We start from the raw sequence: 19062 nt of genomic DNA, 5'->3' as shown, positions 1-19062 counted from the left end.
ACAAACAATTACTTAACATTGAAATCGTAAAAAACAATCCATTTATCGGTTTTATTTCAAATGAGTCACCCGATTGATTGATATTTAAGGTTGAAAACTAAAAAAATACGAAGTATTTGTTTTTCAGCCCTCATTTAGTCCGTAAATTTGATAATCGATTTGAAGAAACGAGATGACACTGTATTAACCAACAAAGCAACCGGATGAACCCTAAAATATGGCTTTCCTCGCCTCATATGGGCGGAAATGAGCAACGGTATATTAATGAAGCTTTTAAATCTAATTGGATTGCACCCTTAGGGCCAAATGTAACTAGTTTTGAAGCTGATATTGAATCCTATTTAGGACAAAACAGCCATGCTACTGCGGTTAGTTCAGGGACAGCTGCCCTTCACCTGGGACTTATGTTGCTTAATGTTGGCCCGGGAGACGAAGTGATTTGCCAAAGTAAAACTTTTGCAGCTTCTGCCAATCCCATCACATACCTTGGTGCATCTCCTATTTTTGTGGATAGTGAAACGGAAACATGGAACCTCTCTCCTGAACTTCTGGAAGAAGCCATTAAAGATCGTATTGCAAAAGGAAAACGACCAAAGGCAATCGTTACCGTGCATCTTTATGGCATGCCCTATAAGGTTGATGAAATTCACGGGATAGGCTCTCGTTATGAGATTCCAATCATTGAAGATAGTGCTGAAGCATTAGGAAGTTCTTGCAAAAATCAAAAATGCGGTACCTTTGGAACCATTTCAATTCTGTCTTTTAACGGTAATAAAATTATTACAACCTCTGGTGGTGGCGCACTTATTAGCAAAACACGATCCTTGAATGAAAAGGCTTTATTTTTGGCCACTCAAGCCAGAGATAGTGCTCCAGAATATCACCATACTTCAATTGGCTACAACTATAGAATGTCTAATGTGCTTGCAGGAATTGGTAGAGGACAAATGGAAGTATTGGAAGAGCGAATCGCACTAAGAAGAAATAATTATCATTTATACAACAGTGCATTAAAGGGTATAAACCAGTTAAGTTTTCTAGAGGAACCAACAAACTACCTAAGCAATCGTTGGTTGACCTGCTTTTTAACAGATTCTGAAGCAACTAGGGAGGGCTTAAGAATGTATTTGGCAGAACAAAACATTGAATCACGTCCACTTTGGAAACCTATGCACTTACAACCTGTGTATCAAAAATGCCCTGCGTATATTAATGGAGTGTCCGAAGATCTTTTTAAGCGAGGTCTCTGCATACCAAGCGGATCCAATTTAACTGAAAATGAATTAAATAGAGTGATATTGGCAATAAAAATGTATTTTAGAGTATGAATTTGGAATTTGTAAATAAACTAACCCAAAGATACGCCTCCAAATGGTTGGTGCTTATCTTTGATTTATGTGTGGTTGTTTTTACTTTCCTCCTAGCTTATTTAATCCGGTTTAATTTTAAGTTTGATTTTGAAGTTTTGCTGGTATTAAAACAATTGCCTTTTGTTATTTTGGCGGCGACCCTAAGTTTTTTAGCAGTGGGATCACATAAAGGAGTTGTTAGATATACCGGTTACAAAGACATTATCAACATTATTATTGGTGTTAATTTATTAGCCACCATTTTAATAATAACTACTTTTTTTAGCAGAAAATATAACTACGAAAGCATATTCAACATCTCTGGTTCAGTAATCTACATTCATTTAATGCTGAATATCCTTTTTTTGATAGGTTCAAAACTTTTTATCAAATCCATCTACAATAGTTTAATTCAAGATTTAAAACCTATTACCAATGTCTTAATATATGGAGCAGGAAGTTCTGGAATGATTACCTACGATGCCATTACAAATGATCCAAAAACCAATCATAATGTTGTTGGATTTATTGATGATAACGAAAGAAAAGTAGGAAAGAAAATAGACCTCCTCTACGTATATAGTCTCATTAAAATAAATCAAGAATTCGTCTCCAAAAATAAGGTTGACGAAGTAATTATCTCCATACAAAGCATAGACCCTACCCGACTTATGAATATTACAGGGTATTTGTTGGAGTTAAAATTAAAAGTGAAAATTGTCCCTCCTGTGCAACAGTGGATTGATGGAGATTTGAGCATAGGGCAAATTAAAGATGTCAAAATTGAAGATTTATTGGGGAGAGAACCTATTACTATCGTAAATCCTGAATTAGAAGAACAATATAGCGACGAAATTATTTTGATTACGGGCGCAGCAGGTTCCATAGGTAGTGAAATAGCTCGCAAAATAACCCAATATGAATATAAAAAGTTAATTCTTGTAGACATTGCGGAATCTGCTTTATATGATATTCAACAAGAGTTTATTAGGAAAGGCATCCAACGATTTACAGCTATAGTGGCTGATGTTAGGGATGAATACAGAATGGATGAAATTTTCAACAGGACGAAACCTAAAATCATATTTCATGCTGCCGCCTACAAACATGTTCCTTTAATGGAAAACAATCCTTACGAAGCTGTAGGTGTTAATATTGCCGGCACCAAAAACATAGCAAATCTTTCCGTTAAGTATTCTGTAGATAAATTCATTCTCATTTCTACCGATAAGGCTGTTAACCCAACAAATGTGATGGGAGCAACAAAACGGATTGCAGAACTTTATATAAACTGTCTTCAAAATGGACCAGGGCACACCAAATTTATAACAACTCGCTTTGGTAACGTCTTAGGTTCCAATGGTTCCGTAATCCCTCTGTTTAAGAAGCAAATTGAAGAAGGAGGGCCGATAACAGTAACCCACAAGGAAATTACTAGGTTTTTCATGACTATTTCAGAAGCCTGTCAATTAGTGCTTGAAGCAGCAACTATGGGTCAAGGAGGGGAAATATTTGTTTTCGACATGGGCTCTTCGGTTAAAATATTTGATTTAGCCAAGAATATGATTGCGCTTTCCGGTTTGAGATATCCCGAAGACATTGCTATTAAAATAACAGGATTAAGGCCTGGAGAAAAGATATATGAAGAGTTACTGGCAGATGGCGAAAAAACAAAGCCTACCTACCACGAAAAAATAATGATTGCCTTAATAAAACCTATAGATATAGAGGATGTTAGCTGTAAAATTATTAACTTATGTAACATTTACTCTAAAGTTCAAAATTTAGAAATTGTATCTCAGATCAAGGAGATTATTCCCGAATATCTGTCCAATAATTCAAAGTTTGAAGTTTTAGATATAAAAAACTAACCTTAAAAGTCCCGTTTTTATGAACTTCATAATGTTTAGAAAATTTTATGCGCACAAAAACGCCGTAAAACTACTTATTCTTCTTGCTTTGGTTACCGTTTCATGTGCCAGCAGAAAAGACTTTGTTTATTTCCAGGATGAGCCCGTTAAAAAAGAAGACATTAGCCTTGTAAATACGGAATTGGTTTACGGAACCGACGACCTATTAACAATTGATGTGTCCTCATTAGATCCCGAAGCTTCAAGGCCATTTAATCTTCCGGTAGTATCCTACTCCCCTACAGTTATTGGAGCCCAGGGACAATTAAAAATGCAGACCTACCTAATCGATATTAATGGAAACATCGAATTTCCCGTGTTGGGAACCATCAAACTAGGAGGATTAACGCGAACAGAAGCTACCGCTTATCTTAAAGAGCGCCTTTCCGAATACATCAAGGATCCAATTGTCAACATTCGACTTGCTAATTTTACCATTACCGTTCTAGGTGAAGTCAATAGGCCCGGAACCTACACCATTCAAGATGAAAGGATATCCGTAAGTGAAGCTTTGGGACTTGCAGGCGATTTAACCAATAATGGCAAACGAACCAATGTGTTTTTAATAAGAGAATCTGGAGGAGAAAAACGATTTGCAAGATTGGATCTTACCTCTGTCAATTTAGTCAATTCTCAACTTTATTATATGGCACAAAATGATGTGCTGGTTGTTGAACCCAATAGAGCCAGAAGAAATGCTTCTACATACAATCCCAACACAGCAGTAATTATTTCGGCCATTTCTACCCTAGCTACAATTACAGCAATTTTTGTAGTTAAATAAACAGCCATGGAAAACCAAAATGTTAATACCAAAGAATTAGTCAACAGTATTGTAGGAACTTATTTGTCCCGATGGAAACTAATTGTGGCTTGTTTGATTGCGGCATTTATCATAGCATTTTTAAAAATAAGGTATACTGCTCCTATGTACCAAGCTACAGCAAGTTTAAAAATTAAAGAAGATAAAAATTCAAACAAACTTGCAGAAATCTCTACTTTGCAAAATTACGGGATGTTTTCAAATAACTTTTCCAATGTAAATGATGAGATAGAGATAATTAAATCCCGTACAATTATTGCTGCAGTTGTAAAAGACCTTAAACTGAATATTAAACAATATGTAAGTGGTAAAATTTTGGATGGAGAAGCTTACACAGCACCCCCATTTACTATTAATTTTCTTGAAAGCGATAGCATCATCGACAAGGTTGGAAAATCTTTATTCATAAAAGTCCTTTCCCCTCAGCAGTTTGAGCTTTCCTATACAGATAACTACAAGCTATTTAAATTAAAGGGCGATCCTTCTGAGATTTATAATTTTGGGGACAAAGTGTCTTGGAATTACGGAGAATTCATCCTTACACCAAATATTGGAGTTTATGGAACAGCAGTAGATTCCTATGTTGAAATAAGAATTACTCCTTTAGATAATGTAATCGAAGGGTATCTTGGTAAAATAAAAATAGAAAGCAGCAAGGAATCCAATGTCATTAAGGTATCGGTTACCGAAGAAATCCCTGAAAAATCGGTCGTCGTCTTAAATAAGCTAATTGAAAAATACAATCAAGATGTCATCAATGATAAAGAACAAATCATAGAAACAACCTCGGCTTTTATTACCAATAGGTTGGATATGGTTTCAAGGGAATTGGAAGAGGTTGATTTTACGGCTGAAAGCTTACAGAAATCCAATAAGTTAACCGCTCTTACTTCTCAGGCTAACATCTATTTGCAAAGTGAAAAAGAGACAGAGTCAAGAATAATCGAAACCTCAAACCAATTAGAGCTTATCGATTATATGCAAGACCATTTGGATGATCATAGTAGCAATTCGGATCTACTTCCAGCCGATATTGGTATTTCAGACAATTCTGTGGGTCAAATCACTAAAAGCCACAATGAATTGGTCCTTCAAAGAAATAGAATTCTCAAAAATTCTAGTGAAAAGAACCCTACTGTTATCAATTTAAACAATCAAATATCGGCGCTCAAAGAAAATTTAAAACAGAGTCTACAAAATATAGAAAACACCAATAAAATCACCCTTAACAACCTTAATAATGAAGAGGCAAGAATAAATGCTCAAATATATTCTGCCCCAACCAAAGAACGCCAATTCCGTGATATTAAAAGACAGCAAGATATCAAAGAATCACTATACCTTTATTTACTTCAAAAAAGAGAGGAAACTGCAATAACATTGGGAATGTCAGCGCCAAATGCTAAAGTTATAGATCAAGCCTATTCCCAATCAACTCCTGTTTCTCCAAAGAAAAAAATTATTTATCTTGCAGCATTTCTGCTAGGTTTGGCTGTTCCTATTGGCTTCATATACGTAAAAGACCTCTTAGATAATAAAGTGCATGACAAAGATGACGTACAACGAATACTAAGCGCACCATATATTGGGCATATTCCAAAGTCAATTCGTTCCAAAAATAAATTGATTAAAAAGATTGACTATTCTCCAAAAGCCGAGGCTTTTAGAATATTAAGGACAAACATTAATTTTTTATTAAAAAATAAGAAGGAAAAGGGTAAAACAATTTTTGTAACCTCTACAACTAGTCAAGAAGGCAAATCACATACCTGTGTAAATCTAGCTTCATCCATATCCTTTTCTGGACAAAAGTGCTTAATTGTAGAAACCGATATTAGGGTGCCAAAAGTAGATGACTACCTTAATATTAAAACGCATAAAGGTCTTACAGATTTTATAAGTGATTCCGAATTAAAAATCAATGATATAACAGTAGCCATGAAAGGGAATGATAACTTATTTTTTATTCCTTCTGGAACTATACCTCCAAACCCTGCAGAGCTACTCATGAGCGAACGTGTAGGTGACCTATTTAATGAAGTCAAAAAAGTGTATGATTACATCATTGTAGATACCGCTGCGGTTGGACTAGTAACAGACACTCATTTAATTAGTCAATATGCAGATATGTTTCTTTATGTTGTAAGCGCAGACAATGTAGACAAACGCCAATTACACATAGCTCAAACCCTGTATAAAGAAGGAAGACTACCTAATATGGCTGTTATACTAAATGGCACCCTATCCAAAAATGGCTACGGCTACAGTTATGGATATGGTTACGGCAAAAATCCAAACAAAAAGAAATGGTATAATTTCAAGAAATAATTGGTAGTATCTCACTAAGTGTGTAAAGTTTAAATATCGAGGGTTAAGAGCTCTCGATATTTTTTTGTTTAATTTTAAAATTTACACACTTATGAAGAAAGAAGATTTTCTAAACGACGACTTTTTAAAACAGTTCAAAACAGGAGACGAACTGACCTCCTTTCTGAAATCCATCCAAAAACGGGGGATTGAAAAAATGCTCGAAGGCGAGCTTGATGCGCATCTGGATTATGATAGGCACCAACAATCCGATAACAGCAATACCCGTAACGGCTATGCTTCCAAAAAGATAAAAACAGCTCTGGGAGAGACCAACATTAAAGTTCCCAGAGACCGTGAAGCCTCTTTTAACCCTATGCTTGTCCCTAAGCGAACCAATATGGTCGATGGTATCGAAAATGTGATCATCAGTTTATATGCCAAGGGCATGAGTAACTCCGATATAGAAGAGCAGATCCGAGAGGTCTATGATTTTGATGTGTCTACATCCACCATATCACGCATCACAGATAAAGTTACCAATGATATTGTTGCCTGGCAGAACAGACCATTGGAGTCCGTATATCTGATCACTTGGATGGATGGTATTGTGTTCAAGGTTCGGGAGAACTCCAAGGTCATCAACAAAACCATGTACATTGCCGTAGGACTGCGCAGGGACGGCAAAAAGGAAGTCCTGGGACTTTGGCTGGGCAAGAATGAATCGGCAGCCTTTTGGATGAGTGTCCTGACCGATATAAAGGCCAGAGGTGTGCAGGATCTGCTTATAACGGCCACAGACAATCTCAACGGTTTTACCGACACCATCAAAAACGTTTTTCCCGAATCCAAGACCCAAATCTGCGTGGTGCACCAAATTAGAAACGCCTGTAGATACGTGGTATGGAAGGACAAAAAGGAATTTACAAAGGACATGAAAAGCATCTACGATGCACCTACCAAAAGCGCTGCAAAAGCAGCTCTGGATGACTTTGCACAAAAATGGGAACACAAGTACTCTTACGCGATTAAAAGCTGGAGGGATAACTGGGAGGAGCTTACCGCTTTTTACGAATTTCCTTTGGAAATCAGAAAAATCATTTACACCACCAATCTTATTGAAAACCTCAATGGAAAAATCAGGAAATACACCAAGAACAAGCTCTCGTTCCCAACGGACGAAGCCGTAATGAAGTCCACTTTTTTAGCCCTTAGAGAGGCTACCAAAAAATGGTCGATGCCCATTAGAAACTGGGGCATTATTTTAAACCAGTTTTTGACTATATTTGAAAAAAGGGTTCAGCTTTAAAAAGCCAAACCCTCGATTTATAACTTACACACTTTTCGGGATAGTGTCAAATAATTCTTTTAAACTATTCTAATTTTCTTCTTGAACGCTCTTTTGATAACAAATTGAGCTCCCTAGTGGTTTGCCCTGCTACAGAAGTGTTCTCCTCTGCCCTTCTGATTAAATATGGCATAACATCCTTAACAGGACCAAATGGCACGTATTTAGCAACGTTATAACCTTCTTTGGCAAGATTGAAGCTAATGTGATCACTCATTCCATATAATTGCCCAAACCACACACGATTGTCATCTCTTTCAATCTTATACTGGTCCATAAGATCCATAGCTAAGTAGCAACTATATTCATTATGGGTACCTATAAACACAGCTATATCATTTAAATTTTCCAGACAATAAGTCAATGTGTCATTAAAGGTTTTGTCTGTCAACTCCTTGGTTTCACAAATTGGTGATGGATATCCTTTATCTTCTGCTCTCTCGCGCTCCTTTTCCATATAGGCTCCTCTTACAATCTTTACACCAATTTTAAATCCATCCTTTTTAGCATGTTGATGCAACTCTTTTAGGAAATCTAAGCGATCCCATCGGTAAGTCTGAAGCGTATTGTAAACTATAGGTTTTTCTGTATTGTAACGGCGCATCATTTCTTCAACCAAGGCATCTGCTGCATTTTGCATCCAGCTTTCTTCTGCGTCAATCAAAATCTCAACATCTCTTTCTTTCGCAAGTTTACATACGGTATCAAAACGTTCTACAACACGGTCCCACTCCTTTTGCTCTGAATCAGTAAGTGTTTTTCCTTCTCCCAGTTTTTGATATAAATGAAATCTTCCAAATCCTGTTGGTTTGAAAACAGCAATTGGCATTGCCTTCCTTTCATCTGCAAAGCGGATGATTTTCAAAGTGGTTTCCATAGCTCCGTCGAAATGGGCTTCGGTTTCTTTTCCTTCGACAGAAAAATCCAAAACAGAGCACACACCTTTGCTATACATCTTGTCAATGACATTCAAACAATCCTCTTCATTTACACCTCCACAAAAATGATCAAAAACAGTTGCCCTTATCAATCCTTCAACCGGTAAATGCGCCTTCAAAGCAAAGTTAGTTGCCGCAGTCCCGATCCTCACCAAAGGCTCATGGGAAATCATTTTAAACAAAAAATAGGCGCGTTCTAATTCGGAGTCACTTTTTAACTCAAAAGCAACTTTTGTGTTGTCAAATAATTGTTTTGTTGTCATTTGAAAAAAATAATGCAAATATATTTATTCGTCCCCTAATTTTATCCTAAAAACTGCTTATTTTCACATCATATTATTAACTTTTTTTGCACAATGAAATCCATTATATCAACATCTTCCAAAGTTCACTTTAATGACGAAGCTTATACAGAATTAAATCATTATTTATCGAAAAATAGGTTCTCCAAAATTTTTGTGCTGGTAGATTCAAATACCCACGGATTGTGCCTCTCTCAGTTCTTACCAAAAGTTGAAACAGATGTGGAAATTGAGATTATTGAAATTGAACCTGGAGAACAACACAAAACCATTGAAACCTGTTCTGGAGTTTGGAACGTCCTTTCGGAATTGGGGGCTGATAGAAAAAGTCTACTACTAAACCTTGGTGGCGGTGTTGTAACGGATTTGGGAGGTTTTGTGGCGTGCACTTTTAAAAGAGGGATTAAGTACATCAATATCCCCACTACCCTCTTGGCCATGGTAGACGCTTCTGTTGGAGGTAAAACTGGAGTAGACCTTGGAGCCTTAAAAAATCAAATTGGAGTAATTAGTTCGGGTGAAATGGTCTTGATAGACACTTCCTTTATCAATACACTTCCCAAAAACCAACTAAAATCTGGTTTGGCAGAAATGTTGAAACACGGGCTTATTTACAACAGGGCCTATTGGGACAAAATGAAAGATTTAGCCCATCTAACATTGCACGACCTAGACGATTTAATTTACGAATCGGTTCTTATTAAAAACGATATTGTAGAAAAGGATCCCTTTGAAAACAATGTGCGAAAAACTTTAAATTTCGGGCACACGTTAGGCCATGCCATTGAATCGTATTTCTTGAACCATCCTGAAAAACCTGAATTACTACACGGTGAAGCGGTTGCAGTTGGGATGATTTTGGAATGTTATATTTCATCTGAACTTACAGGATTGTCCAAAAAAGATCTAGAGGAAATTCAAAACGTAATTAGTAAAATCTATGAATATGTAGAGATTGAAGAAGCCGATTTTGAAAGTATTATAGAGCTTTTAAAATACGACAAAAAGAATGAGCACGGTAATATCAACTTTGTGCTTTTAGAAACTATAGGCATACCTAAAATTGATTGTGTTGTTGATAACCAACTCATCATAAAAGCTTTCGAATATTATAAAAGTTGTTATAAGTAACGAGCCTTTATGATTTCACAGTGATAATTTTCATTACCCAGAATAATACTTCTTTATTCTATAAAAAAAGGACTATTACATTAATAGCCCTTTTTGAAAAACGTAACGTTATTAATCTATTACAATTCATTAAAGATTGTATGCATTAAACGCTTTTTGTCGTTGATACTTTCTTCCAAAGAAATCATCGTTTCTGTTCTGTAAACACCATCTATATCATCCAGCATAAAAATAACATCCTTGGCATGGTCCGTGTTTTTAGCTCTAATTTTACAGAAAATATTAAACTTACCAGTTGTAATATGCGCTACAGTTACATATGGAATTTGGTTGATACGCTCCAAAACAAATTTTGTTTGTGAAGTGTTTTGAAGGAAAACCCCAACATATGCAATAAAGGAGTATCCCAGCTTTTTGTAATCCAATGTTAATGAAGACCCTTGGATAATCCCTGCTTCCTCCATTTTTTTAACTCTCACGTGAACAGTTCCTGCGGAAATAACCAATTTTTTTGCAATGTCTGTAAAGGGAATCCTAGTATTATCGATCAACATATCCAAAATTTGGTGATCGATTTCGTCTAATTTGAATTTAGCCATATTTAAGTTCTGTTAAATTTAAAACAAAAATAATAGATTTTCTTTGAAGATAATACAGTATATCACATTTTTTTTACATTATTAATGATATTTTATGATTTTCAATGAAAACGAAATCGATTTCGCTACCCTCCTTAAGCTCTGTATTTTCAGTAGTTAACACCCTCTGTTTCTTAGCGTTATACACTTTATGAGCATGCAATTCCCCTTGTTTCGAAAAGCGCTCAATTTTAGGTGTAAATTTAACACTTAATTTTTCAAGTAGCTCTTCATACTGCACACAAACATCACAAATTTTTCCATTCACTAAAGCATCTCTTATAATGATGTCATGAAAGAGTTTTTGATTTTCCGGAATCGTGAAATATGGCTCATAATTATCACCTTTTATATCATTATTAGCGATATATTGAAAAGACAGCATTAAAGCATAGTAAATAAGCTTTCTGGTCTCCTCTCTTGCATAATCATTCGGATAGTGACCAGCCTCAAATAATATGGTAGGCACTCCCAAATGCTGAAACGTATCCCCTACACAGTTAATATTAAAACTATCGTCATATATCCCCACTTGATTTGGGATAACGGTTTGTAAGTGTTTGTTCATCTCGGCTATGATCTCCATAGCGACCTTTCTATTGGGTGTTAACGACCGCTCCTCATCCTGAGATGGCGACAAAAAAGATACTATGGCAGAATTATCGCTAGCTCCTGCACTAAATATGGTACGTTGTCCATGCAAATTATAGCAATAATCCGGTTGAAACGTTTCAAAACAATTTTTAAGCACCTTACTTTCTGGTTGCGTAAGGTTTTGGGCATCCCTGTTAAGATCTACTTCGTTCGCATTTACCCTTGTGTAGGCTTCAGCTCCATCCGGACTTAGAATAGCAATTACTTTATATGTACAATTCTCCAGTAATTGTCTACTAATTTCTGAAGGCTGTTTAAAGAAGTTAAATACATCAAAAAGAGCCTTAGTGGTCGTACTCTCGTTTCCGTGCATTTGAGACCATAAAAGAAGTTTTTTAGGCCCATTACCAAATGTTATGGAATATATGTTTTGTCCTTTAACAGAAGTACCGATAACATCCAGCTTAAAAAATGAAGGCAGCTGTTTAAGCAAGGGCTCTATTGAAGTATTGGTAATGTATCTATGCTGAAGTGATTTTTCGCAAATCAAATCATAGTCTCGAGATAGGCTGTCTATAGTCATTGTGAAATTTTAAGTTACAAAGGTAAACAAAGAGATATTTACAACTGTAAACAATAAAATCGAGGCTTTTAGTATACGTTTGTAACATTTTAATCATAGCTAAAAAGCTGTTTATTAGTTGGTATTACGAATAATTCAATGCACACATCAAATAAAACTTAAATATCTGTTTTCTAGAGACTTAATAATATTTATTTAAAGCTAAAATTAAGCATATATTGAACTATTTTTCAGTTATTTCACCAATGTAACCAATATTGTTTTACATTTGTAACAACAACCTAACTAACACTTTGTTTACAATGATAAACAACGATGACTTTGTTAAACGGCTACAAAAAGTGATGGATTACTATAGTGAAAGCGCCTCTTCCTTTGCTGAAAAGATGGGAGTACAACGTTCTAGTATATCCCATATCCTCTCAGGAAGAAACAAGCCTAGTTTGGACTTTGTTCTTAAAATACTTCAGGCTTTTCCTGAAGTAGAATTGTATTGGCTATTGAATGGTAAAGGAACTTTTCCTGCTGGTAGGGAACTCTTTTCTGGGCAAACGTCCCTTCCTATTGTTGAGCGTGAAGACCCCCTAAAACAAGCTCCAAAACTCCCCCCTTCCGTCTTAGAAAAACCCCTTGACAAGGCTATTGAACGCATCGTCATTTTTTACACTGATGGAACTTTTAAAGAATATCAAAAAGAATAAAATTCTTTCTTAATTTTGCTTCAAACTATAACGATGAAGATAATTTTTGCCCTTTTTGGCTGTTTGATATTGACCAGCTGCTTTAATATAGATCGCAATTGCGCCGACTATAAAACAGGTACTTTTCAATTTAATTACCTAGAAGATGGCATTGAGAAAACAGGGAAATTTGTACGTACCGAAGCTTACAGCATTGACTATTTTGATGGTAAAATAGACTCTTCTTCCGTACGATGGATCAATGATTGTGAGTTCATCTTAACCAACTTAAACCCTAAATCCAATCAGGAAAAAAGGGCCATTCACATGAAAATCATCAGTACTACCGAAGATACGTATACCTTTGAATATAAATATGCCGTAAAGGAAAGCAACCGCCCCAACAGAGTCGTTAAAGGCACCGCCAAAAAAGTAGATTAGTCCATGCTTGAATTTTTGTTGTCCGGGGAAGCTATTATGGCACTACTCACCCTCACATTTCTTGAGGTCATCCTTGGTATTGACAACATTGTATTCATTTCCATAGCTGCCAACAAACTTCCTGAAACCCAACGCTCAAAAGCAACTACTATAGGGCTTCTCTTGGCTATGTTTCAGCGTATTGTATTATTGTTTTTTGTGTCGTTTTTAATTGGTTTGGACGATCCTTTTTACACCATTGATACCTCTTGGCTGCACATTGGCATCAGTTGGCAAGCCATAATTTTGTTCTCTGGAGGCCTGTTTTTAATTTACAAGAGCACTTCTGAAATTCGAGAAAAAGTTGAGAATCCTACCCATGATGAACACTCCGTAAAGTCAAAAAAAATAAAATCACTGGCTCAAGCCCTTGTTCAAATATTGATTATTGATTTTATTTTTTCCATCGATTCAATCCTTACGGCAGTTGGAATGACCAACGGCCTACACCCCAACCATAATTATGCTTTAATATTGATGATTATTGCGGTGGTAATTTCCATAGGAATTATGATTGCTTTTGCAAATCCCGTAAGAAGATTTATAGACAACCACCCCAGTATGCAAGTTTTGGGATTGGCATTTATTATCCTTATCGGTTTTATGCTAATCACCGAAGCGGCGCATTTATCGCACACTTCTATTTTTGATCAAACCATTGGTGCTATTCCAAAAGGCTACTTATATTTTGCAATCGCCTTTTCACTTTTCGTGGAATTATTGAATTTTAAAACTTCCAAAAAACGGTAAGTCCAAAATAATTTCACTTCAAATAAAAATCACCTTAAAAAATCAAAATGAGCAAATTTTCCTACTTGCTCATAATTCGCGTATTTAATTTTTTCTTTACCGATGTACTGAATACGCAAAGTATAGCGATGAAGATAAATCTTGATTTTTCGTACAAAAAAAGGTCAAATGCTAAAAATTGATTTGACCTTTTAAAAATTATTTGTTGTAGAAATTAGAACAAGGTAGTTTGCCCTTGATCATCATCCTCTAATTCCGAATTGTCTTGTTGAGAAACATTTTCTTCGGAAGCTTCATTTTTCTCTGTAACATCAGTTTCGTCTACCACTTCCAAATCATCGGCATGAACTTCTTCCGGAGCTTCATAAGGCAAAGGATCCAACAAGCCTATTTGGTTGACTTTGTATTTGGTCAACTGATTTCCTAGAGCCGAAATTCCTTTTACACCAATAAATTCTTCAAGGTTCACCAAGAGATTCTCTTTCCTGTCTTTACCCCGCTCCTTCGTAAACTCCACTTCGGCCATAGGTTTCCAATCGGTAGAAACTATTTCAAGTTGTGAATTTGGATGGTCCGGAATAAAGCTTTCTTCCCTACTTTCGTTTTCTATAAAAAATCGCTTCACATAATACAGTTCCTTTTCACCATTGTAATAGATGGCAGAAATTGGTTTTTTAGGAATCCATTTTTCCATGACAACCATGTCATTTCCAAAATGTGCTGTCAATTCAGGAGTAATGGTTTTTGCTACACCTGCTTGATTAATGATCAAGATGCGATCCTCGCCTCTAAATTCCCCTAGTAACTCGCCTCTTCCGTCAACATTTAAACGTTGTACAGCGTCATCAAACCAAATTTTTCTAGGCTTCAAAGTAGATACCCCTTTCTCTTTAAGCTCGATACGCTTCACAGAATATTTGGTTACCAAATTACCTTTGGAAGCACGCCCTTTTATCAGGATTTCGGCAAAATCCAAATCCCATTTTAATTTCTTGATACTGCCCACTTGACGTAACAACACCGTTACCACTTCGGCTTCCCCATTTGGATTGGCCGAAAAATATAACACTGCAGAATTTTTTGCGCCGTTGGTAAGGTCATATTCCCTGTCGCGCGTAATGGCTGTAACGTTAAAGCGCTTTACATAGGTAGGGCCACCCTTACCATCTCGGTACATCATGTTATAAATGGTGCGCTTATCCTTCTTCTTGAATACAGCCACATGGATGATATCCTTCCCTATAAAAGTCTTGGAATCCACCTTGGTAATCATCATTTTACCATCGGCTGTGAATACGATAATATCATCAATATCACTACAATCGCAAACATATTCATCCTTTCTCAGAGACGTACCAATAAATCCTTCTGCTCGATTTACGTACAACTTAGTGTTTCTAATCACCACTTTTGTTGCATCTACATCATCAAACACACGGATTTCGGTTTTACGTTCTTTTCCTGGACCGTACTCTTTTTTCAGTCTTTCAAAATAAGCTATCGCGTAGTCTATAATATTGGCTAGATGATGCTTTACTTCTGCAATTTGACCTTCAAGAGCTTCTATTTTTTGAAGTGCTTTATCAATATCGAATTTAGAAATACGTTTGATTCGTATTTCTGTCAAACGCACAATATCTTCCTCAGTTACAGCTCTCTTTAAATGCTTTACATGAGGTTCCAGTCCTTTGTCAATTGCTTGAATGACACCTTCCCAAGTTTCTTCTTCCTCAATATCGCGATAAATTCTGTTTTCAATAAATATGCGTTCCAAAGATGCAAAGTGCCACTGCTCTTCAAATTCTTCCAACTTGATTTGAAGATCCTGTCTCAACAATTCAACCGTATTATCAGTAGAACGTCTTAACATTTCCGACACCCCTATAAAGAGTGGTTTGTTGTCTTCAATAACACAGCCCAATGGCGAAACAGACATTTCACAATTTGTGAATGCATATAGCGCATCAATGGTTTTATCAGGAGAAATTCCTGCTGGTAAATGCACCAAAATTTCAACTTCCGCAGCTGTATTATCTTCTATTTTTTTGATTTTAATCTTGCCTTTATCATTGGCTTTAAGAATAGAATCTATTAAAGTAGATGTATTGGTTCCGAATGGTATCTCGGTAATAACCAGTGTGTTTTTGTCGTATTGAGAAATTTTAGCCCTTACCCTAACGCGTCCACCACGGTTACCATCATTATAGTTGGTAACATCTGCAATTCCCGCTGTTGGAAAGTCTGGAAAAATAGTGAAACGTTTCCCATTTAAATGCTTTACGGAAGCATCGATGAGTTCGATAAAGTTGTGAGGTAAAATTTTAGTAGACAATCCTACTGCAATACCTTCTGCACCCTGGGCCAATAACAATGGGAACATTACCGGAAGGTTTATAGGCTCCTTTCTCCTTCCATCATAAGAAGCCTGCCATTCTGTAATTTTAGGATTATAGACTACATCCAAAGCAAATTTAGACAAACGGGCTTCAATATAACGCGAAGCTGCAGCACCATCACCCGTTAAAATATTCCCCCAGTTTCCTTGGGTGTCAATCAATAAATCCTTTTGGCCAATTTGTACCATAGCATCTCCAATACTGGCATCCCCGTGTGGGTGATACTGCATGGTGTGTCCAACGATATTAGCTACTTTATTATAACGACCATCATCCAAATCTTTCATGGAATGCATGATTCTTCGCTGCACGGGTTTGAAGCCGTCTTCTATGGCAGGCACGGCCCGTTCTAGAATTACATACGAGGCATAATCCAGAAACCAATCTTTGTACATCCCCGTAACACGAGTAATGGTTTCCTGTTGATCGTCTCGTTCATTATTGAGCAAATCGTCGTTATCTTCTGTCATTAATTATTTAGATTTTCTATTTAGTTTAATCATTTTACTCAAAGACTGTTTAACATATTTCCGTTTTCTTCGAGATACCAAAGTGATGTTAAAGCTTTCTTTGTTTACGTTGCCACGCTTGTCTTTTATATAAAGCACCAAGGATTTGTAAACTATAAAATTGTTGATTCTAAATCTTACCAACTGTTCTTTGGTAAATTCAGCTTTATGCTCCCTGTAATTAAAATAGTCTGCCAACAATAGCCCTCTATTAATGACCACTACTTTTACACCATCGCTATCATATTCAAAATATCTGGAAATATAGTAAACAATAGAAAAAAGCACTATAAAACCTCCAGTAACCAAAGTAAAGGTGATAAATGGATTATCGCTCACATCTGAAAAAGCACTAAAAACCGTAGCTAAAAGTATAGCCAAAACAATCAGTATAAAATATACCGAAATGATAACATTCTTTACTTTAGCATTATTGGTTCTCATAGATCCCCTACTTTTCTTCCAGTACGTCTAACTCTACCTTAAGATTGTTAATGATGAATTCTTGTCTGGTTGGCGTATTTTTCCCCATATAGAACTCCAAAAGCTCTTCAATGGACTTATCTTTATCCAACATTACAGGATCCAAACGGATGTCCTCGCCTATAAAATGTCTGAACTCATCGGGAGAGATTTCACCTAATCCCTTAAATCGTGTGATTTCCGGCTTTGGTTTTAATTTATCAATGGCATAATGCCGTTCTTCGTCGGAATAACAATAGATGGTTTCTTTTTTATTACGAACCCTAAACAAAGGCGTCTGCAATATATATAAATGCCCTTCTTTAATTACCTCAGGGAAAAATTGTAAAAAGAACGTGATCAGCAATAGTCTAATGTGCATTCCATCCACGTCGGCATCGGTTGCTATTACAATATTGTTATAACGCAAATCTTCAAGTGATTCTTCAATATTTAAAGCTGCTTGCAACAGATTGAACTCTTCGTTCTCGTAAACAATCTTTTTGGTTAAGCCATAACAGTTCAATGGCTTTCCTTTTAAACTGAATACCGCCTGCGTGTTCACATCTCTGGATTTTGTGATACTTCCAGATGCCGAATCCCCCTCGGTTATAAATATCGTGGTTTCTAGATTTCGCTCATTCTTTGTATCCCCAAAATGAATCCTGCAATCACGTAACTTTTTATTGTGAAGATTGGCTTTTTTAGCTCTGTCTTTCGCCAATTTACGGATTCCAGAAAGCTCCTTACGTTCGCGTTCTGCTTGAAGGATCTTTCTTTGGATCTTGTCCGCAGTTTCAGGATTTTTGTGCAGATAATTATCTAAATGTGTTTTTAAAAAGTCGTTTACGTAGGTTCTTACCGTTGGCAAATCCCCTCCCATATCAGTGGATCCCAGTTTGGTTTTGGTCTGACTTTCAAAAACAGGCTCCATAACCTTAATGGAAATGGCGGACACCACAGATTTTCGCACATCGGAGGCATCATAGTTTTTTCCGAAGAATTCTCTAAGAGTTTTCACCAGCGCCTCTCTAAAGGCCGCTAAATGTGTTCCTCCTTGTGTTGTATTTTGTCCGTTTACGAATGAGTGGTACTCCTCGCTATATTGTGTTTTACTGTGAGTTAACGCAACCTCTATATCATCTCCCCTTAAATGGATGATTGGATATGCCAAATCAGACTCATTGGTATTATCTCCCAATAAATCCTTCAAACCATTTTCACTATAGAATTTTTCACCATTGAAAACTATGGTCAATCCCGGGTTGAGATACACATAATTTCGGAGCATTTTCTCTACATACTCACTTCTATACTTATAGTTTTTGAAAATGGTATCATCAGGTACAAAGGACACTTTGGTCCCCTTGCGTCTAGAGGTATCCTCCAACATTTCTTGATTGGTAAGGTTTCCTTGGTGGAATTCTGCCGAAGCCGACTTTCCATCTCTAGTGGACTCTACCCTGAAATAAACGGACAAGGCATTTACTGCCTTGGTACCAACCCCATTTAATCCCACCGATTTTTTAAAGGCCCGGGAATCGTACTTCCCCCCTGTGTTCATTTTTGAAACAACATCCACAACCTTCCCTAAAGGGATACCACGACCATAGTCACGTACAATCACCTTATTTCCCTGAATGGAAATTTCGATGGTCTTTCCAGCTCCCATGACATACTCATCAATAGAGTTGTCTAAAACTTCCTTCAATAGGATATAAATACCATCATCTGGGGAAGAACCGTCACCAAGCTTCCCGATATACATACCAGGACGCATCCTGATGTGTTCTTTCCAATCGAGTGAGCGAATATTGTCTTCGGTGTAATTGGTTTGTTCAATCATATAACAAGCCTATGCA

The 19062-nt window shown here is 36.5% G+C and carries 15 protein-coding genes; 9 read left to right on the top strand and 6 right to left on the bottom strand.

Annotated features, from left to right (window positions below; all coding sequences use genetic code 11):
- Positions 1-203: 203 nt before the first annotated feature.
- The 5 genes from AC6I5C_RS08760 (at position 204) to AC6I5C_RS08740 (ending at position 7698) form a co-directional block, all read left to right on the top strand.
- Positions 204-1328 (top strand): aminotransferase class I/II-fold pyridoxal phosphate-dependent enzyme, encoded by a 1125-nt coding sequence (locus AC6I5C_RS08760; RefSeq protein ID WP_497904821.1) that lies wholly within the window; start codon positions 204-206, stop codon positions 1326-1328.
- Positions 1325-3220 carry a polysaccharide biosynthesis protein gene (locus AC6I5C_RS08755; protein WP_497904820.1) on the top strand — a complete coding sequence of 632 codons (1896 nt, stop codon included), beginning with the start codon at positions 1325-1327 and terminating at the stop codon, positions 3218-3220. Before AC6I5C_RS08760 ends, AC6I5C_RS08755 begins: the two co-directional genes overlap by 4 nt.
- Positions 3221-3239: 19 nt before the next feature.
- On the top strand, positions 3240-4043 hold the full coding sequence (locus tag AC6I5C_RS08750) for a polysaccharide biosynthesis/export family protein (RefSeq protein WP_307899228.1): 804 nt from the start codon (positions 3240-3242) through the stop codon (positions 4041-4043).
- A 6-nt stretch (positions 4044-4049) separates the two neighbouring features.
- A complete protein-coding gene (locus AC6I5C_RS08745) occupies positions 4050-6410 on the top strand; it encodes a GumC family protein (protein ID WP_497904819.1) in 2361 nt (786 codons plus the stop codon).
- 91 nt (positions 6411-6501) lie between these two features.
- Positions 6502-7698 carry an IS256 family transposase gene (locus tag AC6I5C_RS08740; protein ID WP_497904818.1) on the top strand — a complete coding sequence of 399 codons (1197 nt, stop codon included), beginning with the start codon at positions 6502-6504 and terminating at the stop codon, positions 7696-7698.
- A gap of 64 nt (positions 7699-7762) precedes the next feature.
- Here the strand turns inward: AC6I5C_RS08740 and AC6I5C_RS08735 are convergent, their stop codons facing one another.
- Positions 7763-8938 (bottom strand): proline dehydrogenase family protein, encoded by a 1176-nt coding sequence (locus tag AC6I5C_RS08735; RefSeq protein ID WP_497904817.1) that lies wholly within the window; start codon positions 8936-8938, stop codon positions 7763-7765.
- 93 nt (positions 8939-9031) lie between these two features.
- On the opposite strand from AC6I5C_RS08735, the gene aroB reads away from it, so the two are divergent.
- Positions 9032-10108, top strand: a complete 1077-nt coding sequence (aroB, locus tag AC6I5C_RS08730) for a 3-dehydroquinate synthase (protein ID WP_497904816.1) — start codon at positions 9032-9034, stop codon at positions 10106-10108.
- 119 nt (positions 10109-10227) lie between these two features.
- Here the strand turns inward: aroB and AC6I5C_RS08725 are convergent, their stop codons facing one another.
- Both AC6I5C_RS08725 and AC6I5C_RS08720 read right to left on the bottom strand, forming a co-directional pair.
- Positions 10228-10707, bottom strand: a complete 480-nt coding sequence (locus tag AC6I5C_RS08725; protein WP_053977912.1) for an Lrp/AsnC family transcriptional regulator — start codon at positions 10705-10707, stop codon at positions 10228-10230.
- 73 nt (positions 10708-10780) lie between these two features.
- Positions 10781-11923, bottom strand: coding sequence for a M14 family zinc carboxypeptidase (locus AC6I5C_RS08720; protein ID WP_497904815.1), 1143 nt, complete (start codon positions 11921-11923; stop codon positions 10781-10783).
- A gap of 302 nt (positions 11924-12225) precedes the next feature.
- On the opposite strand from AC6I5C_RS08720, the gene AC6I5C_RS08715 reads away from it, so the two are divergent.
- Genes AC6I5C_RS08715 through AC6I5C_RS08705 form a run of 3 tightly spaced genes read left to right on the top strand, consistent with a single transcriptional unit; the run spans position 12226 to position 13833 of the window.
- A complete protein-coding gene (locus tag AC6I5C_RS08715; protein ID WP_497904814.1) occupies positions 12226-12624 on the top strand; it encodes a helix-turn-helix domain-containing protein in 399 nt (132 codons plus the stop codon).
- Between the two features lie 33 nt (positions 12625-12657).
- A complete protein-coding gene (locus AC6I5C_RS08710) occupies positions 12658-13044 on the top strand; it encodes a hypothetical protein (protein ID WP_497904813.1) in 387 nt (128 codons plus the stop codon).
- A 3-nt stretch (positions 13045-13047) separates the two neighbouring features.
- Positions 13048-13833, top strand: coding sequence for a TerC family protein (locus tag AC6I5C_RS08705; RefSeq protein ID WP_497904812.1), 786 nt, complete (start codon positions 13048-13050; stop codon positions 13831-13833).
- Positions 13834-14047: 214 nt separating this feature from the next.
- On the opposite strand, the gene AC6I5C_RS08700 is transcribed toward AC6I5C_RS08705, so the two are convergent.
- The 3 genes from AC6I5C_RS08700 to AC6I5C_RS08690 are packed head-to-tail and all read right to left on the bottom strand — an operon-like array spanning position 14048 to position 19046.
- Positions 14048-16699 carry a DNA gyrase/topoisomerase IV subunit A gene (locus tag AC6I5C_RS08700; RefSeq protein ID WP_497904811.1) on the bottom strand — a complete coding sequence of 884 codons (2652 nt, stop codon included), beginning with the start codon at positions 16697-16699 and terminating at the stop codon, positions 14048-14050.
- Between the two features lie 3 nt (positions 16700-16702).
- On the bottom strand, positions 16703-17182 hold the full coding sequence (locus tag AC6I5C_RS08695) for a hypothetical protein (protein WP_497904810.1): 480 nt from the start codon (positions 17180-17182) through the stop codon (positions 16703-16705).
- Positions 17183-17189: 7 nt separating this feature from the next.
- Positions 17190-19046 (bottom strand): DNA topoisomerase IV subunit B, encoded by a 1857-nt coding sequence (locus tag AC6I5C_RS08690; RefSeq protein ID WP_497904809.1) that lies wholly within the window; start codon positions 19044-19046, stop codon positions 17190-17192.
- Positions 19047-19062: the final 16 nt, after the last annotated feature.

The sequence above is a fragment of the Mangrovimonas sp. sgz306409 genome, from assembly GCF_059735265.1.
This window is presented reverse-complemented; position numbering and strand designations above follow the sequence as displayed.